This is a genomic window from Stieleria sedimenti (assembly GCF_025060895.1).
Lineage (GTDB): Bacteria > Planctomycetota > Planctomycetia > Pirellulales > Pirellulaceae > Stieleria > Stieleria sedimenti.
In genome coordinates this window covers 1-26,790 of sequence record NZ_JANZKV010000091.1, presented here as the reverse complement: position 1 = coordinate 26,790, position 26,790 = coordinate 1, and the positions used below count along the sequence as shown (strand labels likewise).

Annotated in this window: 24 protein-coding genes; 9 read left to right on the top strand and 15 right to left on the bottom strand. The window is 57.0% G+C overall.

What is annotated here, in order from left to right; translation table 11 throughout:
• The 9 genes from NZK35_RS13345 to NZK35_RS13305 all read left to right on the top strand — a co-directional run.
• Positions 1-1,225: serine/threonine protein kinase (locus NZK35_RS13345; RefSeq protein ID WP_259633033.1), on the top strand; the 1,225-nt coding region annotated here is incomplete at its 5' end.
• Positions 1,226-1,416: 191 nt separating this feature from the next.
• Positions 1,417-1,950, top strand: coding sequence for a sigma-70 family RNA polymerase sigma factor (locus tag NZK35_RS13340; RefSeq protein WP_259633032.1), 534 nt, complete (start codon positions 1,417-1,419; stop codon positions 1,948-1,950).
• The gene (locus NZK35_RS13335) at positions 1,947-3,557 is read left to right on the top strand and encodes a FecR family protein (protein WP_259633031.1); all 1,611 of its coding nucleotides are present in this window, start codon (positions 1,947-1,949) and stop codon (positions 3,555-3,557) included. The genes NZK35_RS13340 and NZK35_RS13335 overlap by 4 nt, the downstream gene beginning before the upstream one ends.
• Before the next feature lie 94 nt (positions 3,558-3,651).
• Positions 3,652-4,497: a DUF1553 domain-containing protein gene (locus tag NZK35_RS13330; protein WP_259633030.1), complete on the top strand. Its 846-nt coding sequence runs from the start codon at positions 3,652-3,654 to the stop codon at positions 4,495-4,497.
• 21 nt (positions 4,498-4,518) lie between these two features.
• Positions 4,519-5,328 carry a DUF1501 domain-containing protein gene (locus tag NZK35_RS13325; protein WP_259633029.1) on the top strand — a complete coding sequence of 270 codons (810 nt, stop codon included), beginning with the start codon at positions 4,519-4,521 and terminating at the stop codon, positions 5,326-5,328.
• A gap of 110 nt (positions 5,329-5,438) precedes the next feature.
• Positions 5,439-8,021, top strand: a complete 2,583-nt coding sequence (locus tag NZK35_RS13320; RefSeq protein WP_259633028.1) for a DUF1592 domain-containing protein — start codon at positions 5,439-5,441, stop codon at positions 8,019-8,021.
• A 32-nt stretch (positions 8,022-8,053) separates the two neighbouring features.
• Complete coding sequence (locus NZK35_RS13315) at positions 8,054-9,328, top strand: DUF1552 domain-containing protein (protein WP_323379637.1); 1,275 nt, start codon at positions 8,054-8,056, stop codon at positions 9,326-9,328.
• A gap of 114 nt (positions 9,329-9,442) precedes the next feature.
• Positions 9,443-10,000, top strand: a complete 558-nt coding sequence (locus NZK35_RS13310) for a sulfatase-like hydrolase/transferase (protein WP_407699790.1) — start codon at positions 9,443-9,445, stop codon at positions 9,998-10,000.
• A 140-nt stretch (positions 10,001-10,140) separates the two neighbouring features.
• Complete coding sequence (locus NZK35_RS13305; RefSeq protein WP_259633026.1) at positions 10,141-10,929, top strand: hypothetical protein; 789 nt, start codon at positions 10,141-10,143, stop codon at positions 10,927-10,929.
• 217 nt (positions 10,930-11,146) lie between these two features.
• On the opposite strand, the gene NZK35_RS13300 is transcribed toward NZK35_RS13305, so the two are convergent.
• The 15 genes from NZK35_RS13300 to NZK35_RS13230 all read right to left on the bottom strand — a co-directional run.
• Entirely contained in the window at positions 11,147-11,473 is a 327-nt protein-coding gene (locus NZK35_RS13300; protein ID WP_259633025.1) for a hypothetical protein, read from the bottom strand.
• A gap of 12 nt (positions 11,474-11,485) precedes the next feature.
• Positions 11,486-11,731 carry a hypothetical protein gene (locus tag NZK35_RS13295; RefSeq protein ID WP_259633024.1) on the bottom strand — a complete coding sequence of 82 codons (246 nt, stop codon included), beginning with the start codon at positions 11,729-11,731 and terminating at the stop codon, positions 11,486-11,488.
• 4 nt (positions 11,732-11,735) lie between these two features.
• A complete protein-coding gene (locus NZK35_RS13290; RefSeq protein ID WP_259633023.1) occupies positions 11,736-11,996 on the bottom strand; it encodes a hypothetical protein in 261 nt (86 codons plus the stop codon).
• Positions 11,993-13,150 carry a hypothetical protein gene (locus tag NZK35_RS13285; RefSeq protein WP_259633022.1) on the bottom strand — a complete coding sequence of 386 codons (1,158 nt, stop codon included), beginning with the start codon at positions 13,148-13,150 and terminating at the stop codon, positions 11,993-11,995. The genes NZK35_RS13290 and NZK35_RS13285 overlap by 4 nt, the downstream gene beginning before the upstream one ends.
• A 118-nt stretch (positions 13,151-13,268) precedes the next feature.
• Complete coding sequence (locus NZK35_RS13280) at positions 13,269-13,646, bottom strand: hypothetical protein (protein ID WP_259633021.1); 378 nt, start codon at positions 13,644-13,646, stop codon at positions 13,269-13,271.
• Positions 13,647-14,013: 367 nt separating this feature from the next.
• Positions 14,014-14,475: a DUF1569 domain-containing protein gene (locus tag NZK35_RS13275; RefSeq protein WP_259633020.1), complete on the bottom strand. Its 462-nt coding sequence runs from the start codon at positions 14,473-14,475 to the stop codon at positions 14,014-14,016.
• Positions 14,476-14,509: 34 nt separating this feature from the next.
• A complete protein-coding gene (locus NZK35_RS13270) occupies positions 14,510-15,355 on the bottom strand; it encodes a fumarylacetoacetate hydrolase family protein (RefSeq protein WP_259633019.1) in 846 nt (281 codons plus the stop codon).
• A gap of 97 nt (positions 15,356-15,452) precedes the next feature.
• The gene (locus NZK35_RS13265; protein WP_259633018.1) at positions 15,453-16,799 is read right to left on the bottom strand and encodes a sulfatase family protein; all 1,347 of its coding nucleotides are present in this window, start codon (positions 16,797-16,799) and stop codon (positions 15,453-15,455) included.
• 628 nt (positions 16,800-17,427) lie between these two features.
• A complete protein-coding gene (locus NZK35_RS13260; RefSeq protein ID WP_259633017.1) occupies positions 17,428-18,090 on the bottom strand; it encodes a Uma2 family endonuclease in 663 nt (220 codons plus the stop codon).
• An 83-nt stretch (positions 18,091-18,173) separates the two neighbouring features.
• On the bottom strand, positions 18,174-19,580 hold the full coding sequence (locus tag NZK35_RS13255; RefSeq protein ID WP_259633016.1) for a DUF1501 domain-containing protein: 1,407 nt from the start codon (positions 19,578-19,580) through the stop codon (positions 18,174-18,176).
• A 152-nt stretch (positions 19,581-19,732) separates the two neighbouring features.
• Positions 19,733-22,693 carry a PSD1 and planctomycete cytochrome C domain-containing protein gene (locus NZK35_RS13250; protein WP_259633015.1) on the bottom strand — a complete coding sequence of 987 codons (2,961 nt, stop codon included), beginning with the start codon at positions 22,691-22,693 and terminating at the stop codon, positions 19,733-19,735.
• A 109-nt stretch (positions 22,694-22,802) separates the two neighbouring features.
• A complete protein-coding gene (locus tag NZK35_RS13245; protein ID WP_259633014.1) occupies positions 22,803-24,449 on the bottom strand; it encodes a LamG-like jellyroll fold domain-containing protein in 1,647 nt (548 codons plus the stop codon).
• Positions 24,446-24,991 carry a sigma-70 family RNA polymerase sigma factor gene (locus NZK35_RS13240; RefSeq protein WP_259633013.1) on the bottom strand — a complete coding sequence of 182 codons (546 nt, stop codon included), beginning with the start codon at positions 24,989-24,991 and terminating at the stop codon, positions 24,446-24,448. The genes NZK35_RS13245 and NZK35_RS13240 overlap by 4 nt, the downstream gene beginning before the upstream one ends.
• A gap of 151 nt (positions 24,992-25,142) precedes the next feature.
• Entirely contained in the window at positions 25,143-25,598 is a 456-nt protein-coding gene (locus NZK35_RS13235) for a nucleotidyltransferase (protein WP_259633012.1), read from the bottom strand.
• Positions 25,599-25,840: 242 nt separating this feature from the next.
• Positions 25,841-26,790 (bottom strand): YifB family Mg chelatase-like AAA ATPase (locus tag NZK35_RS13230; protein ID WP_259633011.1); only part of this gene is annotated, 950 nt, incomplete at its 5' end.

Genomic DNA, 26,790 nt, shown 5'->3' with positions numbered 1-26,790 from the left:
GCGAATCGTTGAACTGCTCGAAGTCACCGAAGACACCAGCAGTTTCTTAGAGAATCCGCCGCCCGCCATCGCCCCGACAGTGGACCTCACCCAAGAGTACCGACCGTTGGTCCGGCCGGGGCAGGTTATCGGGCCCTACAAGATTCGCGAGCAGATCGGCGATGGCGGGATGGGAGTGGTCTTCGTCGCGGAGCAGGAGAAACCCCTGCGGCGCAAAGTCGCCTTGAAGGTGATCAAGCCCGGCATGGACTCCAAGGCAGTACTCGCCAGATTTGATGCTGAGCGAAATGCCCTGGCACTGATGAACCACCCCAACATCGCCAAGGTGCTCGACGCAGGAACAACCGACCGAGGCCATCCCTACTTCGTGATGGAGTTGATCCAAGGGAAACCGATCACGGAATATTGCGATGAAAAGAAGTTGACGATCGATCAACGGCTGGAACTTTTTTCGCTGACATGTAATGCCGTGCAGCACGCACATCAAAAGGGTGTGATCCATCGTGATATCAAACCGAGCAACATCCTGGTAACGGAGATCGACGGCAAGCCAGTCCCGAAAGTCATCGACTTCGGGGTTGCCAAGGCACTCGGCGCCAACCTGACCGACCGCACAATCTACACCAGTTTCCAGTCACTGGTCGGGACGCCGCTGTACATGAGTCCCGAACAAACACTGCTCAGCGGCGTCGACGTCGACACCAGCAGTGACGTCTATTCTCTGGGGATTTTGCTGTATGAAATGCTGACCGGCACGACGCCACTTAGTCTCGACGAACTCAAGCAAACGGTCCAGGAAGAAGTTCTTCGACGCATCCGCGAGACCGAGCCGCCGCGGCCTAGCAACCGCATCAGTTCACTCGGCGAGAACTCATTGTCGATTTCCGAGTGTCGCAGCGCCGAACCCAATCAACTCGGTCGCCTCGTACGCGGGGATCTTGATTGGATCGTAATGAAGGCGCTTGAGAAAGACCGTAACCGCCGTTACAAGACCGCGGATGCATTCGCCGCTGACATCGCTCGGCATCTGGCGAGCGAACCTGTTGAAGCTCGCCCACCTTCGACTAGCTATCAACTAAGCCGCTTTTATCGGCGAAGCAAAGCGATGGTGAATGTAGCGGCTGGCGCGCTGGCATTGCTCATGCTGGGAATTGCAGGGACCGCTTTTGGTTTGGTGCAGGCGACGCGACGAAGCCAGGAGTTGTCGGAACTAGCCGATGCATAGCCACGCAACGAGAAGAGCCCGGCAAGGACGAGGAATTAGCGGCAAGACGATGGCGTTTTGATTTCCAACGCCGCCTCCGTCGGTCAAACTCACCTTGCACTCGGTTTTGGCAGCTTTTTGCGATTTCCACAGATTACTCGGAGAATGTTGTCCAAAAACGGCTCCCGCTTTCTGAATCACAATAGAACGCCATGACACTGGACAAATTGGACCAACACGACGAGTTCATGAAGCTCTTTTTGCGGAGCGAACGGGCGGTGCTGCGCTATGTGATGTGCTTGGTGCCTAACTCGCATGACGCACGGGAAATCGTGCAGAACACCGCCGTAGCGCTTTGGAAGAAGTTCGATCAGTACGACCCCGCAGAACCCTTTACACCATGGGCGTGCCGGTTTGCCCTGATCGAGGCTAAGCAGTTCCTGAAGACCGAGCATCGTTGGCACAAATTCCTGGATGACGAAACGGTGAAGCAACTGCTATCGCAACGAGAAAAAATGACCGAGGAGCTCGACGAGCGGCGAATACACCTTCGCAATTGCTTTGGCAACTTAACACGAAAGCAACGGGAGACGGTCGAGTGGTACTACTTTCATGATCACTCGGTCGAGCAGATCGCTACGGCAAATCGACGCAGCATTGACGCCGTCTACAAGACGCTTCAACGGATCCGTGCGGACTTGAAGCGGTGCGTTGATCGCAACATGCAAATGATGGAGCAGGCATGAAACGCGATTTCGTTGATGATCCTAAATGGCAAGAATTGCTTTCAGCCGTCTGCGATGGCCGAGCTACCGAAACACAGCTTGCCGAACTCGGTGAAAGTCTGCGTGATCCTGCCGCGCAATCTGAGTATCTTCGCTACATCGATATGCACGCGGCACTGGCCGACGAAACATTGCCACAAATCGAGGCAAACGTTGCGTCCGGTTCAGTGAATCTTGACGATCGTCTCGGCAGTCGAGGTCCTAAGGTTCGACGATGGACGAAGCTGTTGGCCTTGTCGGCTTCTGCGGTTGCGGCATGTCTTCTTCTTACGTTCGGGATCTTTGGATTGCGAGAGCCCCGCAATGTTGCACGTACGCCGGTCGCGACGCTACTTCTGGCTGACCAATGCACCTGGGAGGGAATCGTCCTGAGTGAAGGCGAGCGACTGCACCCGGATAGGTTTCAGTTGAATCATGGGTCAGCGGTGCTGCGCACTGAATCGGGGGCCGAGTTGGCGATCACCGGTCCTTCCAGTTTTCGGTTGCAAACCGCGGAGCGCGTGCTTGTGCTTTACGGCAACGTGGTGATTCGCGCGACGGATGGGGCGGAGGGCTTTGTCGTGGATACGCCGACGAGCCACGTGGTGGATCTGGGGACCGAGTTTGCGGTGAAGGTTGCCCGCGGCGGTGAAACGGAAGTCCACGTGATGGACGGAAGAGTTTCGTATCGGGGCAAAAATTCAAACGATGAATTGTCCAAAATCTTGCGGGCAGGCCAGGGCGTTGCCATTGATAAGTCGGGGACGCCGCGTGCCGTCCCGATGAATGCGCCGCGGTTTCGAGAGTTCCTCCGACGGGTCAATCCGATGTCACGGGCGGACTTGCTGATCGCTTACGAAGGATTCAATTATTCGCCCGGAGTCTTGCTGCTGGCGGAAAGCAAGGTTGGGATTGGCTGGGAAGGTCCGTGGCGTAGGAGATTGCCTGCAGAACGACGTGAACCGTCTCGCGATGCATCGCCGGAGCAGTTTGAAATTGTGCACGGTCAGATGAATGTTACCTGGCCTGTTCCCGGTGGTCGGCTGGGAATGCTAAAGCTTTCGCCGGGAAACGTTTTTTGTGTGAGACCGCTGAAGCAAGCGATTGACCTTAGCCAGGATGGCGTGACGTACTTCAGCTTGATGGTTCGAGAAATTGAGCGGCCGACTAATCAAGGCCAGCCGTGGGAGCACTTGCGACTGACCTTCCGTTCATCGAAGGATTACTTTGGCGACTCTCTCAGTTTTGGGCATGGACCTAGCTACCGCCCGCGCGTGCAGGCCGGCGGTGGTCAACTCTTTACGAGTCCGATGGAATTCCCAGCCGAACAGACGACGCTGTGGATTGGAAAGGTCATCTCGCGGGCAAGCGGCGAAGACGAAGTTTACTTTCGCATTTATGGTGAGCACGATGTGCTGGACTATGCCGAGCCGGCCACTTGGCACGTCGTAACGAGGGACATTCATTCAGACGCTCGGCTCGACCGCGTCTTGTTGAGTTCAACCGGAAAGTTTGGTCGCATCGTCGATGAGTTGCGAATCGGCCCCACTTGGCGAAGCGTCGCTCCAATGAAGGAAATGAGGGAATGAATCATCTGTTTCAGCGCATCGCGTTTCAGACACCCGCCGATCGTGTTATCGGCTCACGGGTGATGCTTCTCGCGCCACTGCTGATCTTCGTCCTTTGTCCTGTTTTGTCGGCGCAAGAAAAAGCAGACGAGACGGCAAGCGCATACTTCGAGCAATACGTTGCGCCATTGTCGGCTCGCTGGACAACTTCGGCAGTACGGGCGAGTTGCCAACGCATCCCGAGCTTCTCGATCATCTGGCCTATCGATTCGTTCATGAATTTGATTGGTCACGGAAAAAGTTAATTCGCTATTTGATGACGAGTCGCGTTTACCAATTGAGTTCTGCTGAGGCGTTGTCGACGAAGCAACATTTGGAGACCGATCCTGATGCAACCTTGTATTGGCGAATGAGTCCGCGTCGCTTGGAGGCGGAAGCGATCCGCGACAGTATGTTGGCGGTATCTGGTCGGCTTGATGCAGAACGTCCTGAGGGGTCACCACTGGTCGATTTTGAATACCACGCTGATATCGTTCATGGCGATCGAATGCGTGCCATGGAATTGCTCGGCAGCAATTTACGCACGATCTATGTGCCAACGCTGCGCGGACACCGGCACAAACTTTACGAACTATTCAATTACCCCGACGATGAAGCGGTCAACAGTGCTCGGACGAGCGGAAGTGTGCCGACACAGGCGTTGTACTTGATGAATAATCAACTGGTGATGGACTACGCTTCTGCGCTAGCGGAGAGACTCGACTCCGAAGGCCGTACCGATTTTTCGGACCGGCTCACGCGGCTGTACCTACTCAGTTACGGGCGCTTCCCCACCGCCGACGAGCAAACTGCCGACCGAGCGTTTATTGAGGATCAGGCATCTCGTAGCGACGAAAGCAAGGCATGGGCTCGTCTTGCCCATTCCTTCCTGATCAGCGGTGAATTCCTATACAGGTTTTGAAATATGAATACTGCGTCAACAATGAATGGTCGTCGCAATGCGTTTCTTCCGGGAATTTTTACCGGCACAGCCATCAGCCGCTCGTTGGAACTTGCCGATGCAACCAACCCACAGTTGGATCGAGCGGCACAGAGAGCGTTGCTTGATCGTGTTCAGGCGAGGACTCGAGTGCAAAGCGAGCGACATCAACAAGATGGCCAACTTGCCGGATTGCTCAATTCGTACGAGCTTGGTTTCCGAATGCAAAATGCATTGCCTGAGCTTTTGAATCTCGGTCGCGAGTCACAGCGAACACTGGACGCCTACGGTGTTGGTAAGAAGCCGACGGATGATTTTGCGCGACAATGCCTCGCGGCTCGTCGGATGTCCGAAGCGGGCGTTCGGTTCATTGAACTCGTCCACAAGTCTTGGGATCACCACAGCGAAATCGTCAGGCTGCTGCCAGATCGTTGCCGAGAAATCGACCAGCCGATCGCGGCTCTTCTAGATGACTTGACTCGGCGAGATCTGCTGGAAGACACCTTGTTGCTTTGGGGCGGAGAGTTTGGCCGAACCAAGTCGGCTCATCATAAAGGCGGTGGATCAGGTCACAACAACAAGGGTTACACGATGTGGATGGCCGGCGGTGGAACCACACCGGGATTCAGCTACGGCCAAACCGACGAAGACGGTTGGGAAGCGATTGAAGGTCGCATTCACACGCACGACTTGCACGCCACGATGCTACATCTGCTGGGCCTGGACCACACCAAGCTGACTTACCGATACAGCGGCCGAGACTTTCGGCTGACCGACATCGCGGGAACTGTTGTGAAGGAGATTCTTGGGTGAAAATGCCACATCGTCTTCGTCGTCATGCATGTGCGTTGCCATGCGATTTCGAGAATTGGCCCGCGAGAAGAAGTAAACATCAACACAGAATCTGCATTCGTTTAATTCCCATGAAACATGTCATCGCTATCACACTTATTGCTGTGGGCTCCGTCGCAGGTTTACGAGCCGACGGGCCGACAGGTTCGGACGGATCGGTGGCCGTTCGCGACGCGATCTCGAATTCGCAAGCGATTACCGATTTCGTTAACAGTCATTGCCTTGATTGCCACAGCGGCGAGGATGCGGAACAGGGATTTGCACTTGATAATTTGTCGTTGAAGCTGCATGAAGCTGACAACTTTCAGCATTGGAGCAAGGTCTTTCAGCGCGTCGAAAAGGGTGAAATGCCGCCGGCTGAATATGAACAGCCGGCCGAGGAAGAGCGTTCGGCCATCATGCGCACGCTGCATGACGCGTTGGTGCAGGCAGATCGTCAGCGTCAGGAGCGGTTTGGGCGCAGTGAGCTTCGTCGATTAAGTCGCGTTGAATATGCCAACTCGCTGAAGGACATCCTCGACCTTCCGCATCTCGAACTGGAGGAAATGCTTCCGCCTGATGGCGTAGCAGGCGGATATCCAAAGAGTGCCAAGGCTCTCGATTTTTCGCATGTGATGGTCACGCGGTATTTGGAGGTCGCTGACCATGCGTTGTGGAAGGCGCTCGCGCCGCGTGCTGAAGGAATCGATCGCGAATTGATTCGCGCCGAACTGAAGAGCATTGATGGGGTGACCGACACACTGCAGACGTTGCGTGTTCAGCTGAAGCAAACGACCGGCATGCCGTTGGTTGGGAAAAAGCTGGACACGACACTGGAAGTTTCTAGCGGAAACTTCCAGCGGCGGGATCCTGGATACGTTCGCGATCCCGAACCGCATTTTGATGGCGTTGGAACTTTCATGCATAGCCGTGCGAACCACAACATCGTCGTGAAGCCTTTCAAAGTTGAGCAGAGCGGTTTCTACAAGCTTCGCGTCCATGGTTGGGGCTTGCTCAACGATCACGGAATACTGCTACCGAGTGATCGTACGGAGACCGTGGCCTTCTACACGCCGACCGGTAGGTTGCTTGGACGTTGCGATCTGCCACCGAATGAACCGACCACCAGTGAAGTCACCGTATGGCTAAATGAAGACGAGCCGATCGAGTATCTGGCCGTATCATGCCCGAATGAGTGGTTCAAGCTTGGCAAGAATTTTCACCCGGTTTACACGCACTTCAAAGCACATGGAATCGGTCTGCAACGGTTCGAGATGGAAGGGCCAATTGGGGAAAAGTGGCCGCCGGAAAGTCATCGACGTTTACTCGGCGACTTGAAACTAGAGCCGACTGAGCTGCAATCGAACGGGCTCGCGTATCGAGTAGCGGTCGATGATCCTAGGGTTGAAGCAAGACGCTTAGTCCGACGATTCGCGGCACGAGCGTTTCGTCGTCCGCTGCGTGAGGGTGATTTGGACATACCACACCGAGTGACTCAAGCGCGTTTGCGTCGTGGCGAGCCGCTGGTCGATGCCGTCCTGGCTGGCTACCGTGCCATTCTCACTTCACCAGAGTTCTTGTTGCTGCAGGAGAAGCCGGGTGAGTTGGATGCGTGGGCTCTCGCCAGTCGACTGTCATTCTTTCTGTGGAATTCACCGCTCGATGCTGAATTACGGCGGGTAGCTGCCAGCGGCGAGTTGTTGAGTGAGGGCGAGCTGCGTCGGCAAACTGATCGACTACTTTCCGACCCCAAAGCAGGGCGTTTCGTTGAGCACTTTCTGGATTACTGGCTCGACCTGAGAAACATTCGGCTGACCGAGCCGGATGAGAATCTCTACCCGGAGCACAACGCTCTCCTGACGGAATCCATGCTGGAGGAAACTCGAGCGTTCTTTACGGAGATGATACGGAAGGACCTCGGCGCGATGCATGTCGTGGACTCAGAGTTCGTGACCATCAATCAGAGGATGGCCGAACTCTACGGAATACCGAATATACACGGCTCGCACACAAGGAAAGTTCCGATCCCAGCCGACAGCGTCCGTGGTGGCCTGCTCACCCAAGCCAGTCTGCTGAAGATCACGGCCAACGGCACTACCACTTCACCCGTGGTTCGTGGAACATTCGCCATGACAAAGTTGCTCGGCGATCCGCCGCCCCCTCCTCCAGCAGCCGTTGCTGCTATCGAACCTGACATCAGCGGTGCGACGACAATCCGTGAGCAACTTGCACAGCATCGCAGCGATCCAGCTTGTGCGGCGTGCCACCAGAAGATCGATCCACCTGGGTTTGCGTTGGAGAGTTTTGATGTGATGGGCGCATTCCGAGAAAATTACCGTGCGACGCTTGCAGACGGAGAAAAAGGCGTGGACAAAAAATTCAACGCTAAGCCCGTACATTACAAGCTTGGATCAAAAGTAGACTGCAGCGGCCAATTGCCCGGTGGCGAGACGTTTGCCGACATCAACGAATTTCGCGAGCGGCTCAAGTCGCATGAATCACAAATCGCTCGGAATTTGCTGGACCAGCTCATCGTTTACGCAACGGGCACACCTGTCGGTTTGGCGGACGAAGCCACGGTCAAAGAAATGATGGGGCGTCTGAAAAACAGTGATTATGGCACTCGTTCGATGATCCATGAAATTGTTCAAAGTGCCCTGTTTCGCAACAAGTAAACTCAGGCCCGAATGGACCAAAGGAAAACAGTATGCCTAAACGACTCCCACGCCGAACCGTGCTCCGTGCTGCAGGCGCGGGCCTTGCGCTTCCGTTGCTCGATGCGATGATACCGGCTTTCGCAAAAGAAACGGAAAGCGACATTCCCCGTCGAATGATCGCCATTAACGTCGATCTGGGTTTTCTGCCGGAGGAGTTCTTTCCGACCAAAGCCGGACGAGACTTCGAGCTGTCGCGATATCTAGAGTTACTGAAAGATTTTCGTAACGACTTCACAGTCCTTAGCGGTGTATCGCACCCGGAAGTGGACGGCGGTCATCAGGCGGACGTCTCCTTTCTCACCGCCGCGCCGCACCCGACGTCAGCTGGTTTTAAAAATTCGATTTCGCTCGACCAATATGCCGCTCAGCACATCGGACATCTCACAAGATTTCCAACACTGAATCTACGCGTCGGTCCCGGCAACGGGTCTCTTTCCTACACGGCCGATGGCGTGCGGATTCCGTCCGAGATGAGACCATCGAACGTCTTCAAGCAGTTGTTCGTGCGGGGATCGCCTTCCCAAGTCGAGTCACAGATTCGCAAATTGCGGGAAGGGCAGAGCCTGATGGATGCATTCGCAGATCAGATCTCGTCGCTCAGTCGAGACGTCGGAGGACCGGATCGCGCGAGACTTGACCAGTTCTTCACTTCGGTCCGCGAAGTCGAACAACGGCTCGTGATCAACGAAGAATGGGAGAAAAGGCCCAAACCATCCGTCGACCTGAAGATGCCGAAGGACAATCTTGAACCCGGCGCACTCGTCCAGCGAACTCGCAATATGTACGACCTCGCTCGTCTCGCGGTGGAGACCGATTCGACACGATTGGTGACGATTCTCGTCACGCAAGGATTCAATCCCAAAGTCGATCTTCCCGGTGTCGATCTCCCCCATCACGCCCTGACTCACCAAAGTCAGAAGCAAGATTCTCACGAGCAACTGTGCACCATTGAGGAAGCGCAGATGAAGGAATTGGCCGGACTGCTTGGCGGACTGCGCCGGATCAGAGAAGGGAGTGGTTCGCTACTCGATCGAACGATGGTCATGCAAGGCAGCAATCTTGGTCATGCAGGCAAGCACGACAACCGGAACCTGCCCGTCCTGCTTGCAGGCGGCGGATTCCAACACGGTTTGCATTTAGCGTTTAACAAGAAGGACAACGAACCGCTCGCTAAGCTCTATGTCAGTATGTTGCAGCGCATGGGCATCGAAACCGATCGGTTTGCGTCAGGCGATGGCCGAATCAACGGCCTGGATTTGGCTTGATGTTTTACAGAGATGGAGAAAGCGTAGCTAGCGGTCAGCGGACTGTTAGTGCCGCGAATCGGTGGCCCCAGTGTGCACCCTTATCCGTTCCAGTACGGTATCACGGGAAATGACGTGGATGGCCGTAACAATCGCGCCGCCTTGGATATGCCTCTGCGCAAAAACTTCCACCGGCATCCGAGTTTCATCAAATCCTTGACCTCGCATGGCTACTTCTCTCACCAGTCCGGTAAGTGGTGGGAAGGATCGTTTACCGATGGCGGTTTCACTCATGGAATGACCCACGGTGACCCAATGCGGGGCGGTCGGCATGGCGATGCCGGTCTCAAGATCGGGCGTGAAGGCATGACCCCAGTGACGGATTTCATCGATCTGGCGGTCGCACAGGAGAAGCCGTTTTTTGTCTGGTATGCGCCGTTCCTTCCTCACACGCCCCACAATCCGCCCCAGCGTCTCCTCGCCAAATATGCAGGGGAAGATTCCGCCACGGATGTCGCGCAGTATTACGCCATGTGTGAGTGGTTCGACGAAACCTGCGGCGAATTGCTTGATCACCTTGATGAAAAGGGCCTCGCCGACAACACGATGGTGGTTTACCGCACCCGCGCGGTTCTCACGAGCCGTATACTGTCAACTCTTGGACTTGGACAATGCCGGACGCCAAGTCGCTAGACTGGTTGCTCGAAATCCGCAACTCGCCTTTTCATTCTCGCAACCCTGGAGAGATTCATGAGATTTCTCAACCGCATCTCAACGTTCGGCGCATTACTAGCTGCAATCCAGATCACCGACTTCGAGCGAGCAGTTAAGCGATGATTTCATTTCTTCTGCGCTGTGCGTTGGCGATCGTTGGTGCCGCGATTGCGACCGTGGGTATTTTCGCCGTGGTCAAAGGAATCTTTGGTTGGCCAGCGGGAGGATTTCGCGATAACTCAGGCCTGCTGCTCACGGGTGTTGCGGGCTTTACCGCTTATATAATTTTCCTGGAGTATCGAAGATTCGCTCGTCAGTCCGATGCACGCGATTTAGCCAAAGAATGGTCATTTCGGTTTTCCGCGAAGGGCGACGACGATCTCGCGAGAAGATTTGGGTTGCGCGTCGCGGGCCGCGATGTTGGGTTGGTGGGCGACAAGTATTTCGGGTTCGAACTTGAAAACGTCATTCAAGGTGTCCGCGATGGTGTGAATGTTCTGATTGCTGACCTGTTGATCATTAAATACTTGGGTGAAGGCTCAGAGGACACAACGCTAACCGTCATTAGTTTGCGGGATCGCGATCTCAGCCTGCCAGCTTTTACACTGCTTCCAACGACGCCGCGCGGCTCGGCCAGTCGGTCGGAACGTGAATTCGGTGGGTTGGTTCGGGAGATGTCTTACAAGCGTTTCTACAGGCTCAGCAGCCACCAACCGGAGATCACCGACGAATTACTCAGTCCTGAACTGCAGGCTCACCTGGCAGTTCACCATGGATGGGAAATTCGCAGCGAGGACAACAACGTTCTATTCGTTCGTCGCGATCATGAACCTGTCGACGGTTGGGATTCCCTGGTCGCTGAGTCGATTCAGATCCTCAAGATGTTGATGAACCCTGACCCGACATAAACGCAGCGAGCGCGGAGTCGCAGAGGGAGGCGCGGAGCCGCCATCATCGCCGCAAATCTGATGTTCGACATCGACAAGTGCCTGGCTTCCGAGGATCGCGTGGAGCAGCGATTTGCGGATCTCGAAATGACCGTGGCTCGCGCAGCGAAACGCAAAAGCGGCAGCGAGGAATGAGAGAAGCGAAGTTGATACGATTCACCTCTTCCTTGCGTTTCAACTAGCCCAACGCGTCAAAGACCTCGACCAGCACATACAAAGCTGCAAAAACGAACAATGCACCACAGCCGCCACCAACGATTGCTCCGCGGCGGCCAGCAAACATGTAACCGATGGGCCAACCGATGCTGATCCCGAACAAGATGAGACTCGAAACTGCGAGGATCACTGAATGGGCGAGGACGATGTTGAGTCGAAGGAGTCCAATGGATAAGGCCAACATGAAAACGGCCAGAAGCGTCAAACGCAAGCTGATCTTTCGTGAGCCCGATGGCCCAATTTGCTTGGGAACTTCGTTTCGCTTGGGAACTTCGTACGGATTGACCATGAAAAAAAACTCTCACTCGAACGCGATCTCAAAACAAGCCAACTCCCGGTTTCCGCAGATGTAGAGTCGCTTACCTGCGAGCGCCGGAGCAGCCCAGGCGGGGCGGCGGACCACTTGCCTGGCGCCGTCAGGCAAATTTAACAAGCTCACGGGCCAGTAGTGCTGGGGCGTGGCCTCAATCAGCGACACCTCACCATGCTCGGATTGCACGAAGATGTGTTCGTCGACATACAGCAGCGCGACTGACAAGGCTGGCACCACATCACTCGACCTGTGCTCCATTCAATGCAGCGAAGTTCCGGATCAGCAGTTCATCCGTCGCGCGACTATCGGAGAATGTCGCCGTCCGCGGCGCGTTTTCATTCTCATCCAAGGTGAAGACGCAGCCGGCGTCGATCAGATATGCCAAGTCGCTTCGCCGTTCCTTGGTTTGCCCGATGTTGGTCGACGGCGCGCAGGTGACCGTTGGCAGTAACGCCGCGAGCGTGATAAGCGAAAACCCTAACTTGGATTGTTTGCTCAAAAATGGCCTTTCGGTTGGGGACTCTGGAGGAACACGCCATTGAACATGTGCGCGGGTGAAAGTTCGGCGGCGTTGTCTTGAAAGCCCGTATTTGGAACGTTCGTTCCGTCCCCATCCTCGGTGATAAAACCAGGATTGAGAAAGCCGTCGCAATTGGCGTCGCGGAACACTTGAACGGAACCGTCTGCCATCAGCACATTGGCCACGCGGTCTCCCCGGTCCACGTGCGGCGCACCCCAACCACGCGTGTCTTGAAGAAAAAGCCCATTCTTCTGAGTTGCCGTGGCGAGTCGCCCTTGGACTTCTGCATCCGACTGTGCTTTCAAGGGTGCGTCTGCCCGCATGTGGACAATGCCCGTTGGACCGACGTTGGCCGGTCCGGGATTTAAGGACCAAGCGGCCTCCGCCATCGACTTGGCGTTAATCGCATTCGAGTCGGCCAGAAGCGGTACGACGGCCATGGACACATGTGAGGTCTCGAGAGACTTCAATGTCAAACCACCGCCCCTGCAATTGCCGGGATGCATCGCTGGCGGGCTGTGTGTAACGGGTGCATCGAAATACGGAACTCCGTCGTTTGCCCAGTCGTCAGTTGTGGTGTCAGGAGTTATCGCAATTCTCGGTGCCATTCGAGCGAGAAACCAACTCGCCGTGTAGTTTGTGTCGAAGCCGCGCTGTCTGAGACGCTTAGCAGTGTTCGCTCCGTCCAGCCGAACGACGTCGTTGTATGTTTGTAATCCTGTCGCTGGATTCAAGGCGCATTTCAGTGTGGGGAGCGGGTTGGGCTGCAACGTGACCAGGTCGGCGACCCAGCCCGCTTGATCCAACGGCCCGTCCAGCACGCGATGCGGCGCGCCGATGCATAACCGCGAGTTCGGATCGGTGTTCGCATGCTCGAAGAACAGCTCGCCGATTCCGCGCAAATTGTTCTGGCAAGCGTTGATTCGCGCCAATTCACGTTGACGAAGCAAGTACGGCGCAAGAATCACCAGAATGAAACAGAGGCAGGCGAACAGAATTGCCAAGTCGCGCCGCGAAAACTGACCGCGGGTCCAACGAGATGATCTTTCGTCTTGCACACCAAGCTCCTGCGACGATTTCGCTAGCGGAAGAATGATAGCCGAAAGTCCGCAAGAGCAACGAAATCCAGGCATTTATTCATTCCCATTACTTTCCGATCTTGTCGGGGGCGTGTGACAGCGGCATCACGGTTTTGGGTAAGACGTCGCTGCAGCGAGTTAGTAGCGAGGGCTACGCAATCGATTCCCACCACTAAATTGAGGCAGCGGCGGTGTAGTACACTCCGAGTGTGCCCACGAATCCCATCGGAAAACCAATCCACAAAGGCCGCCACGCAGGTAGGCTGCGAGATCCCAATAAGTAGGCCAACAGTTCCATCACAAACGGCACCAATCCGACGACGCAGTACAACCAGTAGCTGAGGCCTTTTCCTCCGAATGGCAAGTACGCACCTTCGAGATAGAAGTAAAACAGTAAGTATCCGATCGGAGCCAGGATCGGGTACAGCAACCACAACGGCGCACCGCCCAGATTCATTTCTGCGGGAGTGAGTGCAATGGAAGAGATAATCCCAAGGAAATAAGCTCCGAGGTACTTTAGGATCTCTCGTAACGCTGACCCCTCAGACATTCCACGCAACTTCTGCGGCTCCGCGTCGACACCCGTTGGTGAGTATGGATTTTCCGACATGCTGATGCACCTAGGTTTTTCATGGAGAGCCCGTCGAATCCGCGATTGTGCGCATTTTTCATCTCTCTAGTATCGTGTGTCGGCGGTGATAGCCAAGGGCGTGGTCTCTGCCCGTGCCAGGACCGGCTCCCTGGCGATTTCGACGCATATAACTCGCATCGGTGTCCGCGAGCCGGAGACACCGACGCGCCGGAACGCCAATGGCTCGCATGCGCCGGTTGCATCGACCGGTAGACTGGAAGCAGGTCCCCAGCGGCCGACGGCAGGTGTTTGTCCGTTCGATTGACATCGCTGTTCCGAGAAATCGCTACGAAACCGGATGGACAAATCCCAAGTGCCCCTCAAAGTGACGGCACTGCAACGCGTCGTGTTGCTCGCGGGTCATGTTGCCGAAAAAGACATGCTTGGGCAACGGATCAGTGGCTTTGAATTTCTCGTACGCCTGTCGCAGATGTTGCAGCCCGTCTTCGGTCGACACCGCTTCACTCGGCCAGAGGACATTCTGTGCCTTGGACGGCAACTTGAAACCCGTCTGGGCCTTGCGCAACACCAGCGGTCGGATCAGCCGCGACAAGATCCGCATCGGCAGCGGTGAAGGCGGCATCGTCCGCTCACCAACGACCACCTCGAAGGTCCGCGCCAAGTGCTCAAAAATCTGCCCGAGTGAAAACTGACCCGTCGTCCGGGTCTCGACCGCGGCCAATCGCTCGGCTTCCGCCATGGCCGCGCCGATCGATTCGAAACGCAGGGTACGATGCTCAGTTGCCATTAGACGGTTCCTTCTCAGGTTGCGAACAGAGTACTCACTTGCAAACGTTGGTCAGTGTTCCGATGCCGTCGACGATCACGCTGCAACGATCTCCCGGTTTCAAATAAACCGGCGGATCTTTGGCGTCCCCGACGCCGGGCGGCGTGCCCGTAAAAATCACGTCGCCCGGCTTCAACGTGACGAACTTGGACAGGTGCGCGATCGTCGTCGGAATGTCGAAGATCAATTGCGCCGTCGTGCTGTCTTGGACGACTTCGCCATTAAGCTCCATCCGCACGCGAACGTCTGACGGGTCGGGCAATGCCTCGGTCGTCACCATGCACGGTCCCAACGGGGCAAACGTGTCAAAGGTTTTGCCGAGCAACCATTGACCGCCCGGACGACCCTTTTGCCAATCGCGTGCCGAGACATCGTGTCCGCAGGTGTAACCGTAGACATGCTGCATGGCATCGTCGACCGAAACGTTGCGGCCTTCACGCCCGATCACCACCACCAACTCGGCTTCATAATCGACCTTGTGGGCAATCGCCGGCAATTCGATCGCTTGCCCATGACCGATCACCGCCGTGCTGAATTTGCTGAACACGACCGGTTCGGACGGGATCGGCGAATGGGTCTCGATCGCATGGTCTCGATAGTTCAGTCCGATGCAGATGACTTTATCGGGCGTCGGCACCGGCGGTAATAAAACGTCGGGCGCGGGCGACCAGTGCTGCTGGGCGATTCCCAGCGGATCCGGAAGCTCACTTGGTGGGAGTCCGAACAATTCAAATTCAACCGGTGCGCTGGCCATCACCTGACGCAACGGACAAACCTCGCCGTCGCGATAGAAAGCGTACTCGGGGCGACCGTCGGGACCGGGGATGCGACAGATTGACATGGCAGGATGAAAGTTCGCGTGGAGAGTGTTTCACTTGACCCATCCTGCACTGTTCCGGCCCGATTGCCAACCCGGCGACCGTTTGACCGCTGGGCCGCTAGAAATCTGAAATGATTTGTTCACGTAGCTTCATCAATTCAATCACCAAATCGCTGTGCTCGCCGGCCAGATTCTGTTGCTCGCCCGGGTCACGCGACAAGTCAGCCAGAAACAATTTTTCTTTCAATTGACCGCCATTGACCTGCTGAGTCTGCGGCGGTGTGGTGTCACGCGGATTGCCGATCAGCTTCCAATTGCCCCGGCGAACGGCCCACTGCGGCGAACGCCCGCCGCCCATTTGCCAATAAAATTGTTCACGCGGTGCGGGCGCGTTCTTGGCCAACACGTCAACCATCGAAACGCCGTCCAGCTTGGTCTTCGGCAACGCGACGTCACACCACTGGGCGACGGTGGGGAACCAATCACACGAGGTGATGAACTGGTCACGGGTTTCCCCGGCCGGCAGTCGCCCGGGGAAGCGAACGACACTGGGAACCCGAATCCCGCCTTCGAACAGGGAGAATTTCGCGCCGCGATACGGCCCCGCATCACCGCCCCCGCCGAACGCGCGTGTTTCCGTACTGTGTCCGTGATCGGGCTGATAGATTACGATCGTATCGTCCGCCAATCCACGCTCGTCCAAATAGTCCAGCACCTTTCCGATGTACTGATCCATCGTCGAAACGAAGGCGCAATACTCACGACGTGGTGTCGGCAAATCGCTGTAGTGTTCCAACCACTCCGGCGTTCCCTGATAGGGATAGTGCGGCGCGTTGAAGGCCCAATACAGCATCCACGGTTGATCCTCCGTGGAGTCGCCGGATTGTCGGTCGATGAACTGTTTGCAACGATCGACCATCAACTGCGGAAAGTACTCACCGGGGCGATGCACTTCGGCCCCGTTGTCCCACAAGTCGTGACGGTTCGGTCCCGACCAGTAAAAGAAGTGTGAAAAATTGTCGATGCACCCTTCCAGGTGGCCGAACCAGCGATCGAACCCCTGGCCGGCGGGATTGATCGTTTCGGTGCGTCCCAAGTGCCACTTGCCCACGTGACCGGTTGCGTATCCGGACTGGCGAAACGCTTCCGCGATCGTGACCTCTTCTGTCTTCAGATCACCGTTTCCCGGTTGTCCCGCACGTGCCGGGTAACGCCCGGTCAGCAAGCCGACGCGACTGGCCGAACACACCGGTGCAGCGGAATACATTTGGGTCAGCTTCAAACCCTGGCTTGCCAAGCGGTCCATGTTCGGCGTCTTTAAATCCTTGACGCCAAAACAACCCATGTCGATCGAACCTTGATCGTCACCATAGATAATCAACACGTTGGGACGCTCCGCGTCGGTCACGTCTCCGATGGCAAGAGTCAACGCAATCGTTAGCAGCAAAAAAACAGTCTGTCGCATGGAGCGTGTCCGGTAGGAACGGTCGCGGGAAGGATGGACGCGATAGTCTACCCAAAATCCGACCATGCGTTCCTCGGGATCGTATTCCAGCACGTGGCGTCAGCGGCCTGTCGATTTAGTCGATGTTCCGAAATCAACGTGATCATGCCAGGCGCGACGCGTGGGCGAGGGGGCGCCGCGCGGCCCCTTGCTAACGCGTGCGGGCTTCAATCGACAGGCCGTCAGCCAGTGGCGTGTGCCGACCGTCTCCCACTCCCTCTCGTTCCCAGACTCCGCCTACGCTGCGCAAAATCACCGTCTCGCGCCATCGCTAAATCTCTGCCGAATCGATTCTGCGATGGACCATCGATGAGTATGGAGCGGTTGGGCATCAAAAACACGATTGACATCAGCGCGATTCGCGCAAGCGTTCGGGCCTCGGCAACAACGGAGGGCCCGTAGGCTGGCGACAATCGGCTGATCCCAAGAAGCCCCCAAGGGAATTGAATCCGCCAAAGTTCTCCAACTCTCCACCCAGTACAGTCAGTGGGAATCATGGGAGGGATGGCAGAATGATGGGACGGCGTCGGCTGACGCAAAACCGCTGTACACCACCAGTATCGACAGGCTGGAAGCCTCTCCCAGTGGTCTAGTCGCACAACCCGACCAATGCCGCCGCGTTGGCTTGGTCATCGAACACCGCGGCGATCGGGATTTCGAATCCCTCCACCACCCTCGACTCGATCGATCCGCCCGCCAACTTTTGAGCCAGGTGATAACCGCTCTCGCCTTCCCTCAAGACGTATTGCTCGATCGCCTTCTCATCACAATCGACGATCCAGTATTCACCGATACCGTGCTGGGCGTAGTCCTGAAACTTGACGCCCCGATCGCGCGACGCGGTGCTCTGGGACAACACCTCGACCACAAAATCCGGGGCCGGAAACTCCATGTGATCCGGCCCGAATGTCGAGGCTTTTTCTTTGCCGAAAAACACGACGTCAGGCTCATAATCGTTGCGGGTCAAGCAGATCAGGGCCTTCTCGGAAAAGACTTCGCCGAGGCCATGTCGATGAACATAGGTATCGAGCAGTTTGAGGAGCCTACGGGTCACTCTCAGGTGTTTGGCCTTGGCGGGTGAATGCATCACGACTACACCGGCAATAAACTCGGCCTTATCGCTCGGCGATAATTCACGCCGAAACCTTTCGCGTGCCTTCCGCTCGGCGGCTAATTTGGAATTGATCACCTCGGCGATCTTCGGCAATTCGGGACTCGCAAAAATCGATTCGAGATTGGATTCGTCAAGCATCTTGGTGGTAGTCTCCTCGACCACAGTTTATCACGCCCCCCGCCAAGTTTGCCAATCGAATGAACCGTCTTTTCGCACATTTGTCAGGCGATCAACTCGTTGATCACTTCGCCGCCGAATTGGCTGAGCTGTTTAAAACGGCCGCCGTGGAAATACGTCAGCTTGTTGTCGTCCAGTCCCAGCAGCTTCAACAGCGTCACGTGGAAATCGCGAATCGGGTGCACACACTCGACTGCCGACGAACCGAGTTCGTCCGTTGCACCGACCACGCCGGGTTTCACGCCGCCACCGGCCATCAGCATCGTCATCGCCATGTTGTTGTGTCCCCGGCCGAGCGAATAGACGCCGCCGCGTTTGTTGTTGTCCGGTGTGCGACCAAACTCGCCCGTCCAAATCACCAGCGTGTCTTCCAACATGCCGCGTTGTTTTAGGTCGCGAATCAGCGCCGCCATCGGCTTGTCGACGCTCTTGATTCGCGAGGAGTGCCCGCGTTCCAAATAATCGTGACTGTCCCAGCCGCCGCTGAAGATCTGGACGAATCGAACGCCGCTTTCGACCAACCGCCGCGCCATCAAACATTGCCGCCCAAAGGTTTCGGTCTCCGGATCGTCCATGCCGTACATCGAGATCGTGTCCTGGGACTCTTTGGCCAAATCGATCACGCCCGGCACTTCGGTCTGCATGCGGAAGGCAAGCTCGTAGCTCTGCATGCGGGCGCTCAGTTTTTGATCCGCCGCACCCAATGAATCCAGGTGAGCCTTGTTCAGCCGCGCCAATTCGTCGAGTGCACGCCGTTGGTGTTCACGCGATTTAAAATCCTGCGGCGTCAGATCCAAGATCGGCGAACCTTCCGGACGCAGACGTGTGCCCTGGTAATACGGCGGCAGAAATCCATTGCTCCAGTTCGTCGGACCGCCCTGGGGCAATGCCAGTTCCGTCATCACGACGTAGCCCGGCAGATTCTGGTTCTCCGTCCCCAAACCGTATGTCGCCCAAGCACCGACCGCGGGGTCTCCTCCCAAGCGACTGCCCGTATTCATATGGAACAGCGCTTCGGGGTGATTGAGCGATTCGGCTTGGCAACCGCGATAGTTACACAGTTCGTTGGCGACGTAGGGATCCGATAGGTATTTCCATTGGTCGCACATTTCGATGCCGGTGTCACCGACCTTATTGAACCCGAACGGGCTGCCGACGAAGAACTTGAACCCTTGCTCCTGGCCCGCCTTCAGCTTGGATTCGGTCTTGTGCAAGCGTGTCAATTCAGGCTTGGGGTCAAACGTGTCCATTTGGCCCGGTCCGCCTTCCATGAACAGCATGATGACGTTCTTCGCCTTGGCCGGCATCATGGGAGGCTTGGGCGACAGCGGCGAACCACCCGCGGCCGGTTGCGCCGCGTCTTCTCCTTGAAGCAACGCCGAAAAAGCGACCGAACCTAAGGAGGCACCGAGTCCGAATAACGCGTCGCGACGATTGAGTGATGGATTCATTTGACTAATTTCCTGTGCGATGATGTTGTCTTGTTTGTGTTGAAGGTGTGTTCGGCACACGCCACTGGCTGACGGGCTGTCGATTTAGTCGATGTTCCGAAATCAATGCCATGATGACAGCCCGCTGACGCCACGTGCTTGTATTTGCAGCGTCATTCCACGTACATAAACTCATTGGTGTTCCATAGCAGCAAACACATGTCCGCCAACGCCCGTGTCTGCGGTGACACGTCACTGGCCTTGCGATCGTACTCGTAGTCTTCAAAGACCGGCAAAATCTCTTCGTACTCGAACACCTTGCCTGAGAACTCTTCCACCAGCGAACGCGTGATGGTGGTCGGGTACTCGACCGGCGCGGGATCGACCGATTCGTGATAGCTGCGCATCTCTTTGACATAACGTGTCAACTGCTTACGCTCGTCGTCCGAAGCTTCTCGTCCGAAGGTCAAACGGAACGCCCGATCGATTTGCGCCGGCAACGCGTCACGTTCGTTTTCCAGCCGCATCGCGAACGCGATCGATCGGTCGGTCATCATGGCGCTGTTGAGCAGCGTGAACACTTGAGGCGTCACCGAGGCGGATTCGCGCAGTTCACACGACTCGTTCGGGTTCGGCTGGTTGAACAACTCCGTAAACGGGTCGGCCATCCCGCGGACGTGATACGCGTAGATCGTGCGGCGATTGCGTTGATCGGCCTTCGGCGACGGTTGGTAGGACGGGGCGAGCGAAAATTGAATCATTCTCGGTTGCAACGCCACTTCCATGTTGATCTCCGGTTTGATCGGCACACCGCCGTCGCAGTGCCGTAGTTCTCCGGTGATCGCCAGCACCGAATCACGCAGCTCCTCGGCACTCAATCGACGGCGTGGGAAATGCGAAAGCAACCGATTGTTCGGATCCACTTCGGCGAGCGTTTCATTGTCCGTTGGAACCGTGGACCGTCGATAGGTATCTGACAGCATGATCATGCGATGCATCCGTTTGATCGTCCAACCATTTTCGACAAAGTCGCTGGTCAAGTAATCGAGCAATTCCGGGTGCGAAGGTTTGTCCCCTTTGGCGCCGAAGTTGTTGGCATTGGCCGCCAAGCCGACTCCGAAATGGTACTGCCAGATTCGATTGACGATCGAACGCAGCGCCAATGCGTTGTCGGGGTGAGCGATCCATTTGGCCAGCCCCAATCGTCGTCCGTCGACTTCGGGCGTCAGCAGGAACGGGTCCTCGACCGCTCCGGGGTCCAACGACGGCCTGGCGGGCAACGCCACCGCACTCAAGACACCCGGCAGGACCTGGTCCCCGAGTGCCGTCAATGCTCCGCCGACCAGGATGTGATTGACGATTGATTTCCTTTCTTTCTTCGGCTTGCCGATCCGCAGCTTGCGGGCTCCGTTCCACGCCATGTCCGCATGCGCCGCGTTGTAGACGCTTTGCGCCATCGGCTCGTAGCGTTCCAGACGTCGTTTCCAAATCCACTCGTCTTGCTCGCGGACCTTTAATTGCCCCTGTTCGACGTAGTCGAGTCCGACATGCCGTTCCGGCTTTTCTTCATCGGGCAAGTCCTTTCGCTGGTTTTCATTCTTGTAGGGTCGACCGTGTTCATCGAACCATTTCCTCGCCGCCGCTTCACGTTTTTCGACCAGCTTGTTTTTTTCGGAAACCGCGAAGTCCAACATTCTCTGAACGTGTGCCCGACCGCTCTCAAACCCGTCCGTCGATTCTTCGGGCAACCGTGGCACCGCGCGTTCGGCCATGTGCGTGGTGGAAAACGCGGCGTACATGCGGTAGTAGTCTCGCGTGGGGATCGGGTCGAACTTGTGATCGTGGCATTTGCAGCATCGCATGGTGGTCGACAGGAACGTTTGGCCGGTGATGTTGACCAAGTCGTCTAAGTAGATTTGTCGTGCTTCGTCGGCTTCGATCATCGCGTTGTCCCATGGGCCGAGTCGCAGGAACCCGGTCGCGACCAGCCACTCGGATTCTTCGGGCGTGTAATTGCCGTTGAGCCGGGTTTCTTGGACGACGTTTTCGTCGCCACCGCTGCGGGTTCGCACCGACTCGTCTGCCAATTCGTCGCCGGCGAGTTGTTCGATGATGAACTCGTTGTACGGTTTGTCTTCGTTGAACGATCGGATCACGTAGTCACGGTAACGCCACATGTTGGAACGCTCGTAGTCGTTCGACATGCCGCCGGTGTCGGCGTAGCGTGTCACGTCCAGCCAATGGCGTCCCCAACGCTCCCCGTAGCGTGGACTGGCCAGCAAGCGATCGATCGTGCTCGACCAGGCTGCATCCGGATCTTTGTCCCACGCCTCGACAAACGCGTCGACTTCTTCGGGCGTCGGCGGCAATCCGGTCAAATCATGTGTCGCCCGACGCAACAGGTCGCGCGGTTCGGCTTGCGGAGAGGCTTGTAGGTTCGCTTGTTGCAACTTGCGGTCGGTGAAGTAATCGATTGCTCGCTCTGCCGGAGTGCCTTCTGGCAACAGTTCCGACTTCGATTTCAGCTTCTCCCACGCCCACAGATCCTCGGGCTGGTAGCGGCGGTCGGTCCATTGCTCGCTGGTGCCGCCGCTGGTCGTGAACAGGACGCCGTCTTTGGTCGATTTCTTGGTTCGTTCTTCGTCACGGTATCTTTGCTGGGTTTCTTCGTCGGGCCAGGGGGCACCGCTCTTGATCCAGCGTCGGAACCATTCGACCTGCTCGTCGCTCAATCGATCGTTCTCTTTGGGGGGCATCTCCAAGCCATCCCAAGCGATCGCCTCGATCATTGTGCCCTCGTCGGGATGGCCTGGGACGATCGACGGCTCTTCCGATTCACCGCCGCGCAACAAGTCGTCGCGACTGACCACGCTGAATTCACCCTTGATGTCCTCTTCGTCCCCGCCGTGGCACCCCAGGCACTTGTCCTTCAACAGTGGCAAGACCTTGAGCGTGAAATCGCGTTCGGCCGCCTGGACCGAATCCGCCTCCCAATCGCCCTCGGCTGATTCGTCACCTCGAGCCGTCCCGGCCAGCAACACCACCGCCACCGCCACCACCGCCAGCGGGAAGCGTGAGCGAGTGGCCCGTCCCAGCGGGAAGCGTGAGCGAGCGGCATCGGAAACATCATCCATCACGCGCCACTGGCTAACGCGACGTGCCGGCCTGTCAGCCGAAACGCGTGAACACGTCTGGGATGCGCTCGATCGTCGTCGGGAGAAACTTGATTTTATTCCGGTGGGTCTATCGCTCATTCGGGTTTCCAGCGTGATAGAGATTAGAGATTTCTTCGTGCGAAAGTGCGCCGGAGAAAAGCGCAAACTCGTCCACACAACCATTTAAATTTCGAACCACAAACGTCGCATCGCTGCGGTACATCGGCTCGCTCCAATTGCAAATCGATGCGGCACCGATCTTGATCGATTCGACCAAAAACGTCTCCGGAATCGATTCGTGACTGATCGGAGCTCCGTTGACATAGTGGCTCACCCGTTTTTGGTCGACATCGTAAACCGTCGCCAGCATGATCCACTGGCCACTCATCGAGGTTTCCCAAAACGGCGGGGAGTAAAATACTTGTCGCTCCCGTTCGGCTGGCGGCAAGTGGTCGATGTCGGGCGGTTTGACGGAGAAGAACATTCGGCCGTCATTCATCAGCTGCCAATGCGGCTCGCGATCTTCGTGGCCGTCGGTCAGGAACAGTGAATTGTACCATCGATCCAGACTGTTGATTTTCACCCAGCACATCAGCGTCAACCCGCGATGCTCTCCGGGGACCACCACCCGGACGCGGCTGCCCATGCGGCTGAAATCCAACGCACCGCCGTCGCGTCCCCAGCGGTCTTGCGTCCGTGTCGCGGCGACGACCGCCCCGTCGCCGGCGATCGCCGTGCCGTTGACCCGGCTTGCCGCCGACGCCCGATTGACCAGCGTTCGCGACCAGCCTTGCGTCGGGTCGACCAAATAGTGTGCCATCAGCCGCGGGTCGTTGCGCAGCAATTGCGTAGCGAGTTGCCAGCGACGAAACTGATCCGACTGCCGCTCGGCCAATACATCTTGAAAGGCGGCCGGTCCGATCAATGCGATGTCGTCGGCCGACTCCTTCGCCAACGTTCCGTCGGCAGCCAATTCGACCCCTTCGCCGTCGCGCAGTCGCCACGTCTCGGCTTCACGCGTTCGCAATTCCACTTCGCCGTCGACCACCTTCACGCTCGAACGCGTCTCATCCACATCGACGGTGAACTCGGTGCCCAAATCGACGACTTCCCCGGCCCCGGTTTTCAGACGAAATCCGTGGGCGGGTTCGGGCACGTGCGCCCTCGCGCTGCCTTTCCGCATGCTGACTTGCATCGGCGAATCGATCGAAAACATCGCCTCGCCGCGAATCACCATCTGCACGCCGCTAAACAGCTCGACGTGGACCAAACCGGACACAAGGTGCAATTCGCCCTGCGGCAACAATCCGCCGTTTTCGATCGCCTCGCCTTCCCAAACCGCATCGGACTGTCCGCTCAAGACGCCGAAGCCCGTCGCGGAGGGTTCGTTTTTCTGGCTGGTTTGCGCCACCTGGGGGCGATCGTTTTGATCGGCGGGGCCGGCAAACATCGTCACGAACAAAACCAATCCGGCGGCGATCGCGGTCAACAGGCCGGCCCACCACAGCCCACGCTTCGACGTACGCTGCAACATCGGTTCGGCAAGGGGAGGCAAGCGGTGAACTTCCTCCGCGGCCACTTCTTCCAGCAACAGATCCATCTCCAGCCGTCGATAGTAAGCCTTTCGGACTTCGGCATCGACGCTCAGTTCCGCCTCCAGTCTCAGGAAGTCGGCTTCGTTGATGTCGCCGTCCAACAGCGCATCGAGCAGTGTGGTTTGTTCGTCGGGGGTCATTCCGTTTCTCCCGCGGCAAGCAGGCGTCGTTCGATACATTCGGCCAGCGCGGTCCGCAGACGATGCAGCGTGACTTTGACTCCACCGACGGAGCGTCCGAGCTGGCTGGCAAATTCCGCCAACGGCTGCTGCGTGGCGTAGCGCCGCATCAGCAGTTCGCGGCTGGCCGGTTTCAGCGACTGCATGCATTCGCGTAGCGCCGCTTGCCGCTCGGCCAAGTCGTCGGTGACCTGAGCCAACTCGGCGGCGACGGTTTCTTCCAATTCGTCGGAGAAATGCAGCCGGGCGTCACGGGCTTGGCGTTTTCGATGGTTCAAGACCTCGAATCGGGCGATCGCCATCGCCCAGGCCTTGAAGTGGGTGCCGGGCTCAAAATCACCACGCTTTTCCCAAATTTTCGCGTTGGCTTGCTGGATCACATCGCCGGCGGCTGGGTCGCCCGGTAGCAAGGCGCGGACATACAACCGCAGCGGCAGCTGGCATTCGGTCAGCAGTCCCACGAAGGCGGAATCAGCGGAATCGTCGGTGCGATGTTGGTTCACGGGCTCCATGATAAAGAAATGCCGCCCGCGGCCCGCAGGTTAACAAGAATCTTAAAAAAATCCCCGCATCCACCACCCACCCACCCTTCTGCCCCGAATCAGTCTGCCGTCCTTTCTCGCAATCCCATCGAGGTTGCCTTCAGGGATCGCCTTAGACGCGATTCAGCCAATCCCTTAGCTCTTCGGCGTCCGCTCGGTCTTTGACGCGGCCCGTGGCGATTTTGTTTTTCAGAAGTAGTTCCGCGGAGATCACCGGAATCGTCACCTCAGCGATTTGTGTGGAGACGGCCGTCGCCTCGACTTCTTCGAACGAAACACCGGAAATCTGTGTCAACAGATCGATTCGAAATGGTGATCGGCCGAGCATGATGACCTTTCCCAGTTGCAGGAGTTTTGCCTCGCCGAGCGTTTCCCCAAAACCGAATTGCTCCAGAACGGCGCGGACACGGCGTTCGTTTTCGTCCTCGCACGCGACGAAAAAATCGATGTCACCGGTCGCCCTCGGGTTCCGGTACAGGTTGTATGCATAGCCCCCAATCATCACGTACCGTACGCCGTGGGAATTCATCAACTCGATAAACTCTTTGAAGTCTTCCGGCAGCTGCATAGTACGGATCCATCAGTTTCATGAATGCATCGAAGCGTTGCTGGACGGTCAACTGGTTGTCGTCCGCCCTCGCAGCCTGCTCCGATTCCTGATGTCCATCGAAAATTCGAAGCGTGCGATCGATCATGAGAGGCGAGGACATGGGGTAGCGAACAAGACAAACACATTGCCTAGGGGACTGCATGAACTGGCTTCATTATTCTGCCCCGAATCATTCTGCCAACCTTTCCCCCCAAACCGTTTCAAATCCACAAGTCGCGATCCAGGTTGCGGTAGTTGATCGCTTCGGCGAGATGGTTCTCGTTGATGTCATTGTCACCGGCAATGTCGGCGATCGTTCGGCAGACGCGTAAGATCTTGTCGTGGGCGCGTGCGGAGAGCCCGTTCTCTTCGACGCTATGACGCAGCATCTGTTGACACGACTTGTCCAGTCTGCAGTGCTCCCGGACTTGGCGGCTGGTCATTTGCGCGTTGTAGCGGACGCCCGAGGGACCATCGGCAAATCGTTCCGCTTGAACACATCGAGCACGTTCGACATCCGTGCGCATCGCTTCGCTGGACGTTCCGGTCACCGACGATGAGGAGAGCTCTTCAAAGGGCACCGAGGGGACTTCGATATGAATGTCGATACGGTCCATGAGCGGACCCGAAATTTTTGACATGTATTTTTCGACTTGTGGCGGCGTGCAGTTGCAATTGCGGCGTGGGTCGCTGCGGTAACCACAGGGACAGGGATTGGCCGCTGCGATCAACATGAAATCCGACGGGAACGTGGTGCTGCGGAGGGCGCGTGAGATGGTGACAATCCCGTCTTCGAGCGGTTGACGCATCACTTCGAGTGTCTTGCGGTTGAACTCGGGCAATTCATCCAAAAACAAAATCCCGTTGTGCGCTTTGCTGATTTCGCCGGGCGACGGAGGGCTGCCGCCGCCGACCAGTCCGGCATCGCTGATCGTGTGATGGGGCGAACGGAACGGCCGACGGGCGAGCAACGGCTGACCGGCCGGTAACTGACCGAGCGCACTGTAGATCCGAGTCGTTTCGATCGACTCGGGGGCGCTCAGTTGCGGCAACACCGTCGGCACCCGCTTGGCCAGCATCGTCTTTCCCGATCCCGGCGGACCGATCATGATTAAATTATGCCGGCCCGCCGCGGCCAGCGTGACGGCGCGTTTGGCCGCTTCTTGGCCGC